Source organism: Bilifractor sp. LCP21S3_F8 (assembly GCF_052117805.1).
In the GTDB taxonomy this organism is placed as follows: Bacteria; Bacillota; Clostridia; order Lachnospirales; family Lachnospiraceae; genus Bilifractor.
Window position 1 is genome coordinate 110,613 of the sequence record NZ_JBQKIK010000006.1, and the last position, 16,566, is coordinate 127,178.

Consider the following 16,566-nt stretch of genomic DNA (forward strand, 5'->3'; position numbering starts at 1 on the left):
CCAGCTTCTTTTTTACCGGAGCAGGGACTATCATTGTGTGTGAACGGTGATGCAGGTACTGTCCGCACGCCGGAATATGTAGTTGACACGGGGGATTCTTTTATGCACATTCCAGAAAATTATCTAAGTCCACAGACCTGTGCGGTGATGACCGCAGTGATGATTCCGGTCTGGGTACATGCGGTGAAGAAGATCAAGGTGGAGATTCCGAAGACAAAGATGCCTCTGATGGGGGTGGCTGCGGCATTCTCCTTTGTTGCAATGATGTTCAACGTTCCGTTGCCTGGTGGCACGACGGGACATGCGGTAGGGGGAACGCTGATTGCGCTGCTTCTCGGCCCGAATGCGGCCTGTATCTCGGTGACGATCGCTCTGCTGATACAGGCACTGCTTTTCGGTGACGGCGGGATTCTGGCTTTTGGGGCCAACTGCTTCAATATGGCCTTTGTCCTTCCGTATCTCGGATATGCAATTTACAGTCTGATCCGCAGCCGGACCAGTTCCGAAAAGGGAAGGCTTGTGGCTGCAGGAGTCGGAAGCTATATCGGCATCAATGCCGCGGCGTTCTGCGCGGCCGTTGAGTTCGGCATCCAGCCTGCGCTCTTCCACACGGCGTCCGGTCAGGCTCTGTACTGCCCGTACGGACTGAACATCGCAATACCGGCAATGATGCTCGGACATCTCACTATCGCAGGCATTGTCGAGGTGATCTTCACTGTTGCTGTGCTGGCATATGTACTCCGCACTTCACCGGGGATCTTGCCGGACGCGTCACATGAACAGACGGCCAAGAAGGCAGGGGTAAAGCCGCTGGCGATCCTTTTGGCGGCATTGATCTGTGCGGTGCCGCTTGGACTTCTGGCTACGGGAACGGCATGGGGAGAATGGGGCGCCGATGAGATCGCGTCGGTTGTCAGTGGCGGAAAAGCACTCGGCTATACACCGGCCGGAATGACACAGGGCTTCTCCCTGGAGGCGCTGCTGCCGGATTATTCCATCGCTGGGCTTCCGGATGCAGTCGGATACATTCTTTCCGCACTGATCGGAGTGCTTCTTCTGATCATTATTTTCCGAATCATTGCGGCATCGATGAAGGAGACGGTAGACTTTCACAAGAAGAAAGTATCCGGGGCATCCGCGGATTGAGAGAAAATAGAATATCCGGGAATGAGGATCCGCGCGACTTTGTGTCGGATCCTCATTTCTGCTGCCGCACAGTCTTTGGGCGGTGAGCCATATCCGCTCACACAGTGTGAAGTGGCGGAGTGAACGCTGCAGCAGATCGACGAAGCCGGCCACAAGTGGCTGCTGCGAGTGCTGCGAAGCAGCGGAGCAGCTGGCTTAATACAGTATGCAGCACATTTATTGTTTGGGCGTTTGCTGTACAAACGGGACGCGTGGGGTTAAAATGACTGTCAGGTCTGTTCGACAGGATCGGAAGGCCTGACTGACTATAATCAGGAAGTGTGAGTATAATATGACTGCTGAAGAAAATGAAATCCCCGAGTGGCTTACGGCAGAGGAGAATTACGATCCGCCGGAAGACCGGGACAATTTTATCACAAAAACGATGCTGAAGCTGATTGGGGTTCTGTCCAGCGCGCGGGAGGACGGGAAGATCCGGGTGCGGGGAGCTAGCCCGGCGGTAAAAATTATCTACATTCTGTACTTTATCGTTCTGACAGCGCTCTGCACAAACGCATTTTTTCTGTATTGCATGTTGGCTCTTTGCCTTGCGCGGTATTGCTTTCTTCCTGCAAAAAAGCTTGGAAGAATTCTTCGAAGCGGGATAACTGCAGCGCTTCTGAGCATGCTGATCCTTCTCCCGGCAGTTTTTCTCGGACAGCCGTCGACCATGCTCACGGTTTCCCTGAAGGTGTTTCTTTCTGTCAGCATGCTGACGTTTCTGTCGGTAACGACTCCCTGGAATCGGCTGACAGGCGCACTCAGAGTCTTCCATGTACCGAACATATTTATCTTCACATTTGACATCACGCTGAAATACATTGTGATACTCGGGGACATGTGCGTGAATATGCTGACCGCAATGAAGCTTCGCTCCGTCGGGAGAAACAGGGATAAAAGCAGATCGCTGTCCGGCGTTCTCGGGAGCGTCTTTTTGCGGTCGAGAGAGATGGCGGAGGAGATGTACGGCGCCATGCAGTGCAGAGGATTTGAGGGAGAGTATTATTCTATGAGGAAAAATCTGTTTGCAGGAAGAGACGTGCTGTATATTTTACTGATGGCGGCAGTGACCGCAGGATTTCTCTTTCTGGAAACAGCAGCCTGAACGATTTATGATAGATACGAAATAAAAAAAGGAACAAATAGATGAATGATACATTATTACAGCTGAAGGATATCTGCTATGCGTACGAGGATCATATTGCGCTGCGGTATATCAATCTTGAAATCCGGAGAGGAGAGACCATCATTCTGGAGGGCGCGAACGGAAGTGGGAAATCCACGCTTCTGAAGCTGATCAATGGTCTTGTTTTTGCAAATGAGGGGAGCTACCTATTCGAGGGAAGAGAAATTTCCGAGGAGAGCCTGAAAAATAATAAATTTGCGAAGTGGTTTCACCAGAAAATCGGCTTTGTCTTTCAAAACTCCGATATACAGCTGTTCTGTTCAAATGTCGAGGAGGAAATCGCTTTCGGACCTCTGCAAATGGGATTGGATGAGGAAGCTGTCAGGCAGCGGGTAGATGATGTGATCCGGCTTCTGGATATCGATAAGCTCAGAGACCGGGCACCCTATCATTTGAGCGGAGGCGAGAAGAAGAAGGTCGCAATCGCCTGTATCCTCTCAATGAATCCGGAGATCCTGGTGCTTGATGAGCCGCTGGCGGGACTGGACCGTCCCGCCCAGGAGTGGCTGATTTCGTTTCTTCTGAAGCTGAAGAAAGCAGGGAAAACGATGATCATCGCGACACATAATGAGGAACTCGCGGAACATCTCGCGGACCGGCATATCTTTTTTAATGAAGAGCATGAAGCCGAAGAGCTTCAGGTGTTTTACCACACACACAGGCACTGCCACGTCCTTCATCCGAAGTCGGAGGAGGAAGAAATGCTTGTGGAGGAGGGAATTGAACACCATACGCACACGGAGGAAGAACTGTCCGGAGATCTGTGATCCGGCGCCTGCTTCAGGATTTGCGCCATTCCTGGTGATAAGCAAGCATCCGGTACGTGATCTGTGCCATTCCCTGTGCTTAAGCGGACACCCGGTACGCGGTCTGAGCTGTTAGGGGAGCGGTGTACAGGACTGCAGATCTGCATGTGAACCACCCATGCTGAAGCTTTTTCGCTTCCAGTTCTGTTGCGTGGCGGCTTTCCTTCGACAGCAGATCTGCGTGCGAACCACCCATGCTGAAGGACGCTTTAGTACTCACGAAGTACCTGAAAAATATAAAATTTCAGGTAGTAGGAGTCGTCTTCCGCCCCAAACAGGATCGGATGATCCGGAGCCTGGGTGCGGAATTCAGCCTGGCGGAGACGGACATGAGCATCTCTGGCTGCCTGGGCAATAGTCCGGGCAAAGAGCTCCTGATCCATGAAGTGGGAGCAGGAACAGGTCGCAAGGAATCCGCCGTCCTTTACCAGGCGCATTCCCCGGAGGTTGATTTCGCGGTAGCCCTTTGCGGCAGCCTTGATGGAATTCCTTGATTTTGTGAATGCGGGCGGATCCAGGATTACGACGTCGAACTGCCTGCCTTCTTTTTCGAGCTCCGGAAGGAGATCGAAGACATCGGCAACCTGATAATCAATCCGGTCGGCCAGGCCGTTGATTTCGGCGTTTTTTCTGGCCTGCTCGATGGCCGTATCTGACGCATCTACCGAGAGAACGTGCTTTGCGCCGGCAGACGCCGCGTTCAGTCCGAAGGAGCCGGTGTGTGTGAAACAGTCGAGAACCTCCGCGTTCCGGCAGATGGGCCAGATGGCTTTCCGGTTCAGCTTCTGATCCAGAAAGAATCCGGTCTTCTGGCCGTCGCGAACGTCTACTATATAGCGGATGCCGTTTTCTGTGATGCGGACATTTGTGTCAAAGGGAGCAGAGAGGAAACCTTTGATTCTCGGCAGCCCTTCCTTTTCACGCACCCTGGCATCGCTTCGCTCAAAGATGCCGCGGATCCGGATGCCGTCCTCTTTCAGCACTTCGACCAGCGCCTTCAATATGAGATCCTTCAGACGGTCGATACCAAGTGCCAGGGATTCCACAACGAGGATGTCCTCGTATTTATCGACGGTCAGACCGGGCAGACCGTCCGCATCTCCGAAGATGATCCGGCAGCTGGAGGTATCAATCACCTGCTTCCGGTAATTCCACGACGCCCGGACTCTTTCCTTCAGGAGTGCGGGAGTGACCTTCTCGTCCTTTCTTCTTGTAAGCATCCGGATTCGTATCCTTGAAACGGTATTGATAAAACCATAGCCCATAAAATACCCGTCAAAGTCCTGAACGCAGACAATGCCTCCGTTCGTGAAGCTTCCGGCAACGGCGGCAACCTCATTGTCGAATACCCAGAAGCCTCCCTTTTTCAAGGTCCTGCCTTCTCCCTTTTTCAGGGTAACAGATGCGCCTTCGGCCAGATCATGTTCCGATTCTGTATCTATCGTCATGTCAAGTATATTCTCAAGCTGTTGGACTTCTTTGATTTCGCTCATTCTGCCTCCTGTATCTCCGGAAATGAAATATTCTATCGCATGGGAATGCTCTGCCGCCTGGCACAGCTGATTTTGCTTCTGCGTCAATATCCGGGTGCCTTCCATGAACGATCTTCAACTCGCGTGAAATTTTTAAAATGCACCTGAATTTATTCGAATTCTAACATAGGCTATAGTAAATAACAAGTCGTATGAACTGCCCCTTCCATTGAGCGGAGGCTTACCGGAAGGAGGCTTGTTAACCCGGATGAACCCGGATGAAGCATAGATAAAAAAACCTTTTAAAACAGTCTTTGCTATGATATAATCAATTGGAAATACCGGAAACAGGTATGCGAATAACGAGGAGGCAGAAAATGAAGCATATTAAAACATTAAATACAAGAAATCTTCAGAACTCAGTTAAGGACGGCGGATGTGGCGAGTGCCAGACATCCTGTCAGTCTGCATGCAAGACATCCTGCACAGTAGGCAATCAGACCTGCGAGCATGCAGCGAAGTAATTTTTGCATAACCGAACAAGTACAATGATGAGGTGTTCCTGTTCCAGCCGGAGCGGGAACACCTTCTTCTTGTAAGACCAGATGAAAGTTAGGAGAGCATTTTTGATACATTTATATAAAAACAACGGATACAATATCTGCCTGGACGTGAACAGCGGATCGGTTCATGTCATTGATGATCTCACCTACGATGTCCTTGAACGGATGGATCAGGGAAAGAGTGCGGATGAGATCCAGCAGGAGCTTTCCGGAAGATATGATACGTCAGATATCTCGGAGGCAATCAGCGAATGTGATATGCTGAAACGCCAGGGAATGCTGTTTTCAGAGGATTCCTACCGGGGAGCCATCGAGCATTTTTCGGAGCGTCCTACTGTAGTGAAGGCTCTGTGCCTTCAGATCGCTCACGACTGTAACCTCGCCTGCCGCTACTGTTTTGCGGATGAAGGCGAATATCACGGAAAGCGCGGACTGATGTCATACGAGGTCGGACGGAAGGCTCTGGATTTTCTGATCCGAAGCTCCGGAAACCGGCACAATCTTGAGGTGGATTTCTTCGGCGGAGAACCGACCATGAACTGGCAGGTGGTCAAGGACCTCGTTGCATATGGCAGATCCAGAGAGAAGGAATGCAACAAGAAGTTCCGGTTCACGCTGACCACGAATGGTGTCCTTGTCAATGAAGAAATCATGGATTTCTGTGACCGTGAGATGGGCAATGTGGTAATGTCCGTAGATGGCAGGAAATCGGTTCATGATCACATGCGCCCCTTCCGCGGGGGAAAGGGAAGCTATGATGTCATCATCCCGAAATTCCAGGAATGGGCGGAGAGAAGACATCAGGACAAGTACTATGTAAGAGGGACCTTTACTCATTATAATCTTGACTTTGCGGCGGATGTTCTTTCTCTTGCGGATCTCGGCTTCAAGCAGATCTCGATGGAGCCGGTTGTGGCACCGCCAACCGAGGATTATGCAATTCGTGAAGAGGATATTCCGAAGATCTGCGAGCAGTATGACATTCTCGCAAAGGAGATGATCCGGCGCGCGAAGGAGGGAAGAGGCTTCAATTTCTTCCACTTCATGATTGATCTCTCCGGCGGGCCCTGTGTATACAAGAGGCTCTCAGGCTGCGGATCCGGAGGAGAATATCTGGCGGTTTCCCCTTGGGGAGAGCTCTATCCCTGTCATCAGTTCGACGGCAATCCGGACTTTATTCTGGGAAATGTGGATGAGGGAATTCTCCGCCCGGATCTTGTACAGGAATTCAAGAAGGTAAATGTATATTCCAAGCCGGAATGCACGGCGTGCTTCTCAAGATTTTACTGTTCCGGCGGCTGCGCGGCGAATTCCTATAATTTTACCGGGGGAATCAACGACGTTTACAGAATCGGCTGCGAGCTTCAGAGAAAGCGGGTAGAGTGCGCACTGATGATCAAGGCCGCTCTCGCGGATGACGAGGGCAACACCGAGATGAAGATAGACGGGACAGATTGATAAAAGAAATTGTAACAAGAGGGAAAAAGAGATGAAAAAGAAACAGAGCATAGCGGTGCTGATTATCACAGCCGTTCTAACAGTGCTTCTCGGATATACGGTAATATTCGGATGGGGAAGCCACCACACAGGAGCAATGAAGAATATCCGGACCGGACTTGATCTTTCCGGAGGCGTCAGCATCACATATGAGGCGACGGAATCTAATCCGTCCGCGGAGGACATGTCGGACACCATCTACAAACTTCAGCAGAGGGTGACCACATACAGCACCGAGGCGAATGTATATCAGCAGGGTCTTAACCGGATCAACGTCGAAATTCCGGGCGTCACAAACGCGAATGAGATTCTGGACGCACTCGGAACACCGGGTTCCCTGACATTCCAGGACGGGAGCGGCAACACGGTGCTCGAGGGTACGGATATCGCGGACGCACAGGGTGTGTCCACGACGAAGCAGAGCACGGGCGCGCGAGAGTATGTCGTTGAGCTGACAATGACAAGCGCGGGAGCAGAGAAATTCCAGAAGGCGACCGCTGCGAACATAGGCAAGCAGATTTCCATTATCTACGATGGTCAGACGGTAAGCTCGCCGACCGTACAGAATGAAATCAGCGGCGGAAAGGCACAGATCACCGGCATGAGTTCCCTGGAGGAGGCACAGAAGCTTGCGTCCTTCATCCGTATCGGTTCTCTGTCCCTGGAACTGAAGGAGATTTACTCGAACGTAGTCGGAGCGTCTCTCGGTCAGGAGGCACTGACAACGAGTATTACTGCCGGCATCATCGGACTTCTGCTGGTGGCGCTGTTTATGATCATCATTTTCCGGATGTCGGGTGTGGCGGCCGCCTGGGCTCTGGTCATCTTCACCTTCCTTGACCTCGGCTTCATGAACGCCTTTGATCTGACACTTACGCTGCCTGGTATCGCGGGTCTGATTCTGACCATAGGAATGGCAGTGGACGCGAATGTCATCATTTACACGCGTGTAAGAGAAGAGCTGGCAACCGGTGTAACTCTCTATCGGGCGCTGAAGGCCGGCTTCCACAAGGCGTTTTCCGCAATTTTTGACGGACAGATCACTACTCTGATCGCGGCTGCTGTGCTTTATATTATGGGAACCGGTACGATCCGCGGATTCGCTACGACACTGGCAATCGGAACAATCCTTTCCATGTTCACGGCTCTTGCGATCTCCAGATGGCTGAGCTACGCATTTTACGGGGTCGGAATCCGGAATACGCGCTTCTACGGAACAACGACACACAAGAAAAACTTCCGTTTCGTTGAGAAGAGAGCCGTTACCATGACCATCGGCCTTATCCTGATGATTTCTGTACCGGTCGGCATGATCATGTACAGTGCAAAGGGAAAGCGCGCGATGAATTACAGCCTGGATTTCATCGGTGGAACTGCTACTACGGTTGATTTCGGAAAGGAGATGAGTCTGACCGATCTGGACAATGAAGTCGCTCCGGTGGTTTCGAAAGTAACCGGCAACAGCGACGTACAGTTCCAGAAGATATCCGGCAGCAACCAGGTCGTGATCAAGACCACAGAGCTTGATGCCGACGAAAGGCAGGCACTGAATGATGCTCTTGCCAAGAACTTCAGCACGATCGATGAGTCAAAGATTACAGCGGAGAATATTTCTTCCACGATTTCCGGAGAAATGAGGAGAAATGCGATTCTTGCGGTTATCATATCCGTTATCTGCATGCTCTTCTATATCTTTGTCCGGTTCCGTGATATCCGTTTCGCATCCAGCGCGGTTCTGGCGCTGTGTCATGATATCCTGGTAGTCGTTGCCTTTTATGTGTGGTCAAGAGCTGCGGTGGGAAGTACATTCATCGCCGTCATGCTTACGATCCTCGGATATTCCATTAACTCGACCATCGTTATCTTTGATCGTGTCCGTGAGAATATCCCGATCATGAGGGGAACCAGCTACAAGGAAATCGTTAACGCGTCCATTACACAGACGCTGACCCGAAGCCTGTACTCCAACATCACAACTCTTATCACCATTGTGGTGCTGTTTATCATGGGAGTAAGCTCGGTGCGTTCGTTTGCGCTTCCGATCATTATCGGTCTGGTAGCCGGCGCGTATTCTTCCATCTTTATCACCGGACCGCTCTGGTACATGATGAAGACCAGGAATGGAAGGAACGATCTTGCACCCGCCGCACAGGGAGCGTCAGGCAGGACCGCAGGAGGAGAGAAGAAGGCATCGGGAGATTCTTCAGATGTTCCCGGGACCGGCAGAAAGAAACATGTCAAAAAGGACAGGAGTGAGCTTTCAAGCGTGAAGCCGAAGAAAGGCAGAAACAGAAAGTTCTGAATCATAAAACTCTGAGAGGACGAGGGCAGTGGCTTCCGTCCGACGGCAGAACAGACGGCAGGCATCCGGACAGGGTCCGGGTGCCTGTCTTACTGTATAAGTCCAGTCGCAATGTTTTTGACCCACGGGGAGCTTGCTCACCAGTGGGCAAGAATATTAGCGACGACAACAGGTATGAGCACGAAGTGACGCGTAAGCGGCACGGAAGTGTGAATGCCTGTTAGCGGCACGGAAGCTGCGAAGCAGCGAAGTGACGCGGGGACTTATACAGTGTGTGGCACGACTTATCGTATGGCCGTTACTGTACACAAACAATCCCCGAAAGGAAAGAAGAATGGAAGAGAAGTGGGTGGTCGCCGCAAAACGGGCGGATTTTGGCGGTATCGGGAGAAGACTTCATCTGGATCCGGTTATCGTGCGGCTGATTCGTAATCGCGATGTCTTTACGGAGAAGGATGATCCGGAAGTTGCGGATAGAAAAATCCGGAAATATCTGGACGGAGGGCTGTCTGACCTGTATGATCCGTCACGCATGAAGGACATGGAGAGAGGCAGCGGAGTCATCTTTGACGCAATACGAGACAGGCAGAAGATCCGGATTATCGGAGACTATGACATCGATGGGATCATGTCGTCCTGCATTTTGGTCACCGGTCTCAGAATACTGGGAGCGGATGTGTCGGTGAGAATACCGGACCGTATCCGGAACGGATATGGTCTGAATGAAAGCCTTGTGCGGGACGCTCATGAGGACGGCATTAATCTGATTGTTACCTGTGATAATGGGATCGCCGCGGCAGAACAGATCCGTCTGGCCCATGAACTTGGAATGAAAGCTGTTGTGACGGATCATCATGCCATCCCATTTCGGGAGACGGAGAATGGAGAAATGGAATATCTGCTTCCTCCGGCAGATGCGGTGATCAATCCGCACCGCGCAGATGATTCTTATCCCTTTGACGGTCTCTGCGGAGCAGGAGTTGCATTTAAGCTGATCTGTTACATGTACGACCAGGCAGATATTGCGAACCGTGAGGAGGAGAAAGACAAGCTTCTGGAATTCGCGGCGATTGCAACCGTCGGTGATGTGATGGATCTGAGAGATGAAAACCGTATTTTGGTGCGGGAGGGACTGAAACGTCTGCATCGGACTGCAAATCCGGGCCTCTGTGCACTCGCAGAGCAATGCGGGCTGGAAAAGGAGGAAATCGGAACCTATCACATCGGTTTTATCCTCGGACCATGCCTGAACGCGAGTGGCAGGCTGGACAGCGCCGAGCGGGCACTTCGGATGCTCCTGACGGACAGCCGGAAGGAAGCGGAAGAGCTGGCAGCCGATCTGGTCAGCCTGAATGCCAGCCGAAAGGATATGACGGCAGAAGGACTGGAGACGGCACTCGAGATGGTGGAGAGCTCCGATCTGAAGAAGGACAGGGTTCTTGTCGTATATCTTCCGGAATGCCATCAGAGCCTGGCCGGCATCATCGCCGGACGGCTTAGGGAGCATTACTACAGGCCGGCTTTTGTACTTACCGGCACCGATGAGGTCAAAGGATCCGGACGTTCCATTGAAACCTATTCGATGTATGAGGAACTCTGCAGGGTTCGCGATGTATTTACAAAATTCGGCGGGCACCCCATGGCTGCAGGCGTGTCTCTTCCTGCAGAAAAGGTCGGGGAATTCCGCAGAAGAATTAACGAGGTCTGTACCCTCACCCCGGAGCAGCTGACGCCAAAGACGGTCATCGATGTTGCAATGCCGGTTTCCTACATACGGGAGGATCTGATCCGGCAGATGAAAATGCTGGAGCCGTGCGGCAAGGGGAATAGTCGGCCTGTTTTCGCGGAGAGTCAGATGCAAATTCAGTCGCCCAGAGTATTCGGGAAAAACCGGAATGTGTGCAAGATGAAGCTGTCAGACCGGAACGGATACAGGATTGACGCCGTCTGGTTCGGTGATGCAGACGAGTTCGTCCGCAGCGCGTCCGGACGGACGATATCGGTTACCTATTATCCGGAGATTGATACCTGGCAGGGAAGAAACCGTCTTCAGGTACGTATTCTGTCTTATCGGTGAGGATAATGACTGTTTTATTTACGCGAACAGTGAGCCGCAGCCGAATGCGAAGTATTAGTGTGCGGCGAGCGTCACGATAGCGAGATAAAACTCGCGCAGCGTGTTTTATCTCGTTACAGAAACAGTAACAACGGTAACGGCGTGTGTACGTGAGGGCAGTAAATATTGCGGCGGCAGAAATTTGATGCTATACTGAGGTTTACGGTCACCCGAAGAAGACAGAACAGGAGATAAAACAGGATGAAAGAGTTAAAAGATTATGTAACTACAATTCCGGATTTTCCGGAACCGGGTATTATGTTCAGAGATATCACCAGTATCCTTGACGACGCGGACGGCCTGCAGCTTGCCATTAATACACTTCAGAAGTTTCTTGAAGGATTGGATGTGGATGTAATCGCCGGAACTGAGTCCAGGGGATTTATCTTCGGTATGCCGATCGCGTATAACCTGCACAAGCCTTTTGTGCTCATCCGCAAGAAGGGCAAGCTTCCGAGGGAGACAATTTCGGAGACCTACGATCTTGAGTATGGTCAGGCGACGATCGAAATCCATAAGGATTCCATCCGGCCGGGGCAGAAGGTTGTGCTTGTCGATGACCTGATTGCGACCGGCGGCACGATCGAGGCAGCCGCGCATCTGGTTGAGAGACTTGGCGGAGAAGTGGTCAAAATGATTTTTGTCATGGAGCTTGCCGGACTTAAGGGAAGAGAGCGCCTGTCAAAGTATGATATTGATTCTGCCATTATTTATGAAGGAAAATAATTTCCGCGGCTGATTTTTGTTTACAGGAGCTTTGCGATAGCGGGGGAAACGTGTGAAAGGCATTTTGCCCCGCTTTTCCGGTATGCGGGGTCTGGAGAACATCATATGGATAACACGCAGAAATTAAACCCGATCGATAGAGAAAAGCTGCGCAGGGAAGATGAAAAGCTGAAGAAGGATGTGGCAGAGGTTGATGCAAGCCTCAAGACCATGGAAGATTTCTCGTCTCCGGAAAAGCTCTATGAGGAACTGGTCCGGAGCGTCAAAAAATACCATCCTTCTACGGATTTGTCCATGATTGAGAAGGCGTACAGGGTTGCGTCGGATGCTCATAAGGATCAGAAGAGAAAATCCGGCGAGCCGTACATCATTCATCCCCTTTGCGTTGGCATCATTCTTGCGGATCTTGAACTGGATAAGGAGTCCATTGCCGCAGGGCTGCTTCATGATGTTGTTGAGGATACAGTGCTTACCAAGGAACAGGTCGCCGAACTTTTCGGCGATGAAGTTGCACTGATCGTAGACGGCGTGACGAAGCTCGGTCAGCTGAGCTATTCGGCGGACAAGGTGGAGGAGCAGGCAGAGAATCTGCGTAAGATGTTTCTGGCTATGGCGAAGGATATCCGCGTCATCATGGTCAAGCTGGCGGACCGCCTGCATAACATGCGGACACTGCAGTATATGCGGCCTGAGAAGCAGCTGGAAAAGGCCAGAGAAACCATCGATATCTATTCCCCCATCGCGCAGAGACTCGGTCTTGCGAAAATCAAGAATGAGCTGGATGACCTCTCCCTGAAATATCTGGAGCCGGAGGCATACTATGATCTCGTGCACCAGATTAATCAGAAGAAATCCGAGCGAGAAGCCTTTGTCGAGGAAATCGTCGAGGAAGTAAGAGTTCAGATTGAAGATGCCGGAATTGAGGCACAGATTTACGGAAGAGCCAAGCATTTCTTCAGCATCTACAAGAAAATGGTCAACCAGCACAAGACGCTGGATCAGATCTACGATCTGTTTGCGGTTCGCATCATTGTGGAGACGGTGAAGGACTGTTATGCTGCTCTCGGGGTCATTCATGAGATGTACACCCCGGTTCCCGGACGCTTCAAGGATTATATTGCCATGCCGAAGCCGAATATGTATCAGTCTCTTCATACGACGCTGATCGGACCGAACGGAACCCCGTTTGAGATACAAATCCGGACCTTCGAGATGCACCGGGTGGCGGAATATGGTATTGCTGCGCATTGGAAATACAAGGAGGCATCGGACGGCAAGACGCCGGGGCCTGAGCAGGAAGAGGAGAAGTTGAACTGGCTGCGTCAGATTCTGGAATGGCAGCAGGATCTGTCGGACAACAGAGAGTTCATGAGCCTTCTGAAAAGTGATCTGAATCTGTTTAATGAAAATGTCTATGTGTTCTCACCGGCCGGCGATGTGAAGACACTGCCGGCGGGGTCTTGTACCATTGACTTTGCCTATTCGGTACATTCTGCGGTCGGGAACCGGATGGTCGGTGCCAGAGTGAATGGTAAGCTTGTTCCCATCGAGACCGAGCTTCACAACGGCGACCGTGTCGAGATCATAACCTCGCAGAACTCAAAGGGACCAAGCCGAGACTGGCTGAAGGTCGTGAAGAGCACACAGGCGAAGAACCGCATCAACAAATGGTTCCGGGAAGAGAAGAAGGAAGACAATATTCTCCGCGGGAAGGAACTTCTGACCAGTTATGCCCATTCGAAGGGGCGGACGATCAGTGATCTTCTGAAGCCGGCTTACATCGAAAAGGTGATGCACAAGTATGGCTTTCAGGACTGGGATTCCGTTCTGGCAGCGATCGGGCATGGCGGCCTGAAGGAAGGCCAGGTCATGAACAAGCTGGTTGAGTGCATGGAGCGGGACCGCAAGATGCAGATGACCGATCAGGATGTTCTGGACGCGGCCGCGGCGAACGCGCAGTCTCAGGATAAGGCAGGTGTGAATGATCCTGAGGTTCTGAAGCACAAGGGCGGGATAACTGTACGGGGCATTCATGACGTCGCGGTGCGTTTTTCCAAGTGCTGCAGCCCGATTCCGGGAGACGAAATCGTCGGATTTGTGACGCGGGGCCGGGGGATTACCATCCATAGGACAGACTGCATCAACATCATGAACCTCCCGGAGGCGGAACGAAGCAGGCTGATCGAAGCGGAATGGGCACCGGAGCAGGACAAGGGAGAGTCTTATTCTGTCAGCATCGTGCTTTACGCGAACAACCGCACGGGACTTCTGGTTGATATTTCCAAGATCTTTACCGAACGCGACATCGATGTATCGGCGATGAATGTGCGGACGAGCAAGCAGGGCACGGCTACTATCGATATGACCTTCCATGTGAGAAGTACAAATGAGCTGCGTGATCTTACCGAGAAGCTTCGTCAGATACCAAATGTTCTGGACGTAGAGCGGCAGAAGGGATAAAAATCTTATTTACGCGAACAGTGAGCCGCAGCCGAATGCGAAGTATTCGTGTGCGGCGAGCGTCGCGATAGCGAGATAAAACTCGCGCAGCGTGTTTTATCTCGTTTTATACAGAGCAGGAGAAGATTTATGTCTGAGATGGAAGTACAGAGCATGGTTCTCGGCATGGTCCAGACCAATGTATATCTGGTGAAAAACAAGACGACAGGCGAACTTCTGGTGGTGGATCCTGCGGACAGTCCGGATCGTATCACGCGGAAAGCCGGGGAAATGGATGGGAAGCCGGCAGCCATTCTGCTGACACACGGCCATTTTGATCATATCGGCGCCTGTGCGGCGCTTCGCGCAAAATATGGAATCATGGTTTATGCCGAGGAGCATGAAAAAGAGGTTCTGATGGATACGTCGAAGAATCTTTCTGGCTCCTGGGCATCTCCGGTCACGCTTGAAGCGGATCGTTATGTGAAGGACGGAGACATTCTGCGGCTCGCAGGTTTTGAGATTCACGTATATCACACCCCGGGACATACCATAGGGAGCTGCTGTTATTATTTCCCGGAGGAGAAAGCGCTGTTCAGCGGCGACACTCTGTTTTGTGAATCCTACGGAAGAACTGACCTTCCGACCGGAAGCAGTCATGATATGGAGGAAAGCGTTCAACGCATTTTGAGAGAAATTCCGCCGGATACCGCCGTTTATACCGGCCATGAGATGTTTACGACGATTGCCCGTGAACGGAAGTATAATCCGCTCGCCCGGTGACCGGAAATGAGGTGAAAGGTGCCTGCCAGATTTACGCTGCAATTCAATCAACGAGAATATGAATACGATGTCTATAACCTGATCCGTGCATTTTTTCCCTTATCGGAGATTACAATATGGTACGAGGGAGAGGAACGTCCCGAGGGGGATTTTGACGAGGATTTTGTGATCACCTATTACAGAACGTATGTCTCCTTTTCCTATGGCTCGAGGCGGGAGGAATGTTCCTTTTCCGATCCGGATGACAGGATTCATACGAAGAATGAGCTGAAGCAGCTTATCTACAGGACTTTATCGGACGCAACCGGGATTACGCTTCCGTGGGGGGATCTTACGGGTATACGCCCGACAAAGATCGCGATGAAGCTCCTGGAGGAGGGCCGGACCGATGAGGAAATCAGCCGCGAAATGCGGGAGAATTACTTCACATCGGACAGTAAGATCCGGCTGTCTCTTTCTGTGATACACAGAGAGAAGGATATTCTCGACAGGATGCACCTCAAGAAGGGCTACAGCCTTTATGTGGGCATTCCGTTCTGTCCGACCATCTGTCTGTATTGTTCGTTCGGCTCGCACCGGCTGGATCTCTGCCGGAAAATGGAGGAGCCGTATTTTCATGCCATGTACCGGGAGCTGGCATTTATTGCTGACGAGATGAGAGATTTTACCCTGGACACGGTCTATATCGGCGGCGGCACGCCGACCTCGGTCTCGGCGGAGCGTCTTGATGAGCTGCTGTCGGTTCTCGACCGGGAGTTTGATCTGCATCACCTGGCAGAATTTACCGTGGAGGCAGGACGTCCGGATACGATCACGGAGGATAAGCTCCGCGTGCTTCAAAAATATCCGGTGAGCCGCATTTCCATCAATCCGCAGACGATGAATCAGAAGACGCTGGATCTGATCGGCAGGAAACACACGGTAGAAGAGACAATCGAGAAGTTCCGGCTCGCGCGCAGAATGGGATTTGACAATATCAATATGGACCTGATCGTCGGTCTTCCCGGGGAGGAAGCAGACGAGGTGAGCCACACGCTGGAGGAGATCCGGAAACTGGATCCCGACAGCTTCACGATACATTCGCTTGCGCTGAAACGCGCGACGCGGCTGAATCTCTTCAAGGAGGAGTATGAACCAATTTCCTTCCGCAATTCCACGGAAATTATGAACCGCACACAGGCCTGCGCTGAAGAGATGGGAATGAGCCCTTATTATCTGTACCGCTACAAGAATATGGCGGGAAATTTCGAAAATGTCGGATATGCCAAGCCCGGTAAGGCGGGGATCTACAATATTCTGATCATGGAAGAAAAACAGAGTATTCTGGCAGCCGGTTCCGGAGCCTCCACAAAATTTGTTTTTGAGGACGGGAAGCGGATTGAGCGCGCCGAAAATGTAAAGGATCTTCAGAACTATACAGAGCGTATCGAGGAGATGTGCCGGCGCAAGAAAATTGGGATTGATTCTTATCTGAGGCAGTGAATACAAGGT

The 16,566-nt window shown here is 51.6% G+C and carries 12 protein-coding genes; 11 read left to right on the top strand and 1 reads right to left on the bottom strand.

Annotated elements, in window-relative coordinates; translation table 11 throughout:
• Positions 1-102: 102 nt before the first annotated feature.
• The 3 genes from cbiM to ACTQ3A_RS04775 all read left to right on the top strand — a co-directional run bounded on the left by cbiM (position 103) and on the right by ACTQ3A_RS04775 (position 3,138).
• Positions 103-1,146, top strand: a complete 1,044-nt coding sequence (gene cbiM / locus ACTQ3A_RS04765) for a cobalt transporter CbiM (protein ID WP_441475627.1) — start codon at positions 103-105, stop codon at positions 1,144-1,146.
• Between the two features lie 331 nt (positions 1,147-1,477).
• The gene (locus ACTQ3A_RS04770; RefSeq protein WP_441494183.1) at positions 1,478-2,290 is read left to right on the top strand and encodes an energy-coupling factor transporter transmembrane component T family protein; all 813 of its coding nucleotides are present in this window, start codon (positions 1,478-1,480) and stop codon (positions 2,288-2,290) included.
• A 41-nt stretch (positions 2,291-2,331) separates the two neighbouring features.
• On the top strand, positions 2,332-3,138 hold the full coding sequence (locus ACTQ3A_RS04775; protein ID WP_441098733.1) for an energy-coupling factor ABC transporter ATP-binding protein: 807 nt from the start codon (positions 2,332-2,334) through the stop codon (positions 3,136-3,138).
• 248 nt (positions 3,139-3,386) lie between these two features.
• Here ACTQ3A_RS04775 and ACTQ3A_RS04780 read toward each other — a convergent pair whose 3' ends face one another.
• Positions 3,387-4,625 carry a class I SAM-dependent rRNA methyltransferase gene (locus ACTQ3A_RS04780; protein ID WP_441494205.1) on the bottom strand — a complete coding sequence of 413 codons (1,239 nt, stop codon included), beginning with the start codon at positions 4,623-4,625 and terminating at the stop codon, positions 3,387-3,389.
• Positions 4,626-5,026: 401 nt separating this feature from the next.
• Between ACTQ3A_RS04780 and scfA the strand changes: the two genes are divergently transcribed.
• The 8 genes from scfA (at position 5,027) to hemZ (ending at position 16,557) form a co-directional block, all read left to right on the top strand.
• Positions 5,027-5,173 (top strand): six-cysteine ranthipeptide SCIFF, encoded by a 147-nt coding sequence (gene scfA / locus ACTQ3A_RS04785; RefSeq protein ID WP_441098732.1) that lies wholly within the window; start codon positions 5,027-5,029, stop codon positions 5,171-5,173.
• Between the two features lie 102 nt (positions 5,174-5,275).
• Positions 5,276-6,670 (top strand): thioether cross-link-forming SCIFF peptide maturase, encoded by a 1,395-nt coding sequence (gene scfB / locus ACTQ3A_RS04790; RefSeq protein ID WP_441494184.1) that lies wholly within the window; start codon positions 5,276-5,278, stop codon positions 6,668-6,670.
• Positions 6,671-6,701: 31 nt separating this feature from the next.
• The gene (gene secD / locus ACTQ3A_RS04795) at positions 6,702-9,011 is read left to right on the top strand and encodes a protein translocase subunit SecD (protein WP_441494185.1); all 2,310 of its coding nucleotides are present in this window, start codon (positions 6,702-6,704) and stop codon (positions 9,009-9,011) included.
• A gap of 334 nt (positions 9,012-9,345) precedes the next feature.
• The gene (gene recJ, locus ACTQ3A_RS04800) at positions 9,346-11,088 is read left to right on the top strand and encodes a single-stranded-DNA-specific exonuclease RecJ (protein ID WP_441494186.1); all 1,743 of its coding nucleotides are present in this window, start codon (positions 9,346-9,348) and stop codon (positions 11,086-11,088) included.
• A gap of 240 nt (positions 11,089-11,328) precedes the next feature.
• Positions 11,329-11,853: an adenine phosphoribosyltransferase gene (locus tag ACTQ3A_RS04805; protein ID WP_441098728.1), complete on the top strand. Its 525-nt coding sequence runs from the start codon at positions 11,329-11,331 to the stop codon at positions 11,851-11,853.
• Positions 11,854-11,958: 105 nt separating this feature from the next.
• The gene (locus ACTQ3A_RS04810) at positions 11,959-14,313 is read left to right on the top strand and encodes a RelA/SpoT family protein (RefSeq protein WP_441494187.1); all 2,355 of its coding nucleotides are present in this window, start codon (positions 11,959-11,961) and stop codon (positions 14,311-14,313) included.
• A 129-nt stretch (positions 14,314-14,442) separates the two neighbouring features.
• Positions 14,443-15,075, top strand: a complete 633-nt coding sequence (locus ACTQ3A_RS04815; RefSeq protein ID WP_441098726.1) for an MBL fold metallo-hydrolase — start codon at positions 14,443-14,445, stop codon at positions 15,073-15,075.
• Between the two features lie 18 nt (positions 15,076-15,093).
• A complete protein-coding gene (gene hemZ, locus ACTQ3A_RS04820) occupies positions 15,094-16,557 on the top strand; it encodes a coproporphyrinogen dehydrogenase HemZ (protein WP_441494188.1) in 1,464 nt (487 codons plus the stop codon).
• The last annotated feature ends 9 nt before the right edge of the window (positions 16,558-16,566 follow it).

What these genes read in the sequence shown, in the direction of transcription:
- ACTQ3A_RS04780 (WP_441494205.1), bottom strand. Translation starts at nt 4,625, where the DNA reads ATGACGATAGATACAGAATCGGAACATGATCTGGCCGAAGGCGCATCT.
- cbiM (WP_441475627.1), top strand. Translation starts at nt 103, where the DNA reads ATGCACATTCCAGAAAATTATCTAAGTCCACAGACCTGTGCGGTGATG.
- scfA (WP_441098732.1), top strand. Translation starts at nt 5,027, where the DNA reads ATGAAGCATATTAAAACATTAAATACAAGAAATCTTCAGAACTCAGTT.
- secD (WP_441494185.1), top strand. Translation starts at nt 6,702, where the DNA reads ATGAAAAAGAAACAGAGCATAGCGGTGCTGATTATCACAGCCGTTCTA.
- ACTQ3A_RS04770 (WP_441494183.1), top strand. Translation starts at nt 1,478, where the DNA reads ATGACTGCTGAAGAAAATGAAATCCCCGAGTGGCTTACGGCAGAGGAG.
- ACTQ3A_RS04775 (WP_441098733.1), top strand. Translation starts at nt 2,332, where the DNA reads ATGAATGATACATTATTACAGCTGAAGGATATCTGCTATGCGTACGAG.
- ACTQ3A_RS04810 (WP_441494187.1), top strand. Translation starts at nt 11,959, where the DNA reads ATGGATAACACGCAGAAATTAAACCCGATCGATAGAGAAAAGCTGCGC.
- ACTQ3A_RS04815 (WP_441098726.1), top strand. Translation starts at nt 14,443, where the DNA reads ATGTCTGAGATGGAAGTACAGAGCATGGTTCTCGGCATGGTCCAGACC.
- ACTQ3A_RS04805 (WP_441098728.1), top strand. Translation starts at nt 11,329, where the DNA reads ATGAAAGAGTTAAAAGATTATGTAACTACAATTCCGGATTTTCCGGAA.
- recJ (WP_441494186.1), top strand. Translation starts at nt 9,346, where the DNA reads ATGGAAGAGAAGTGGGTGGTCGCCGCAAAACGGGCGGATTTTGGCGGT.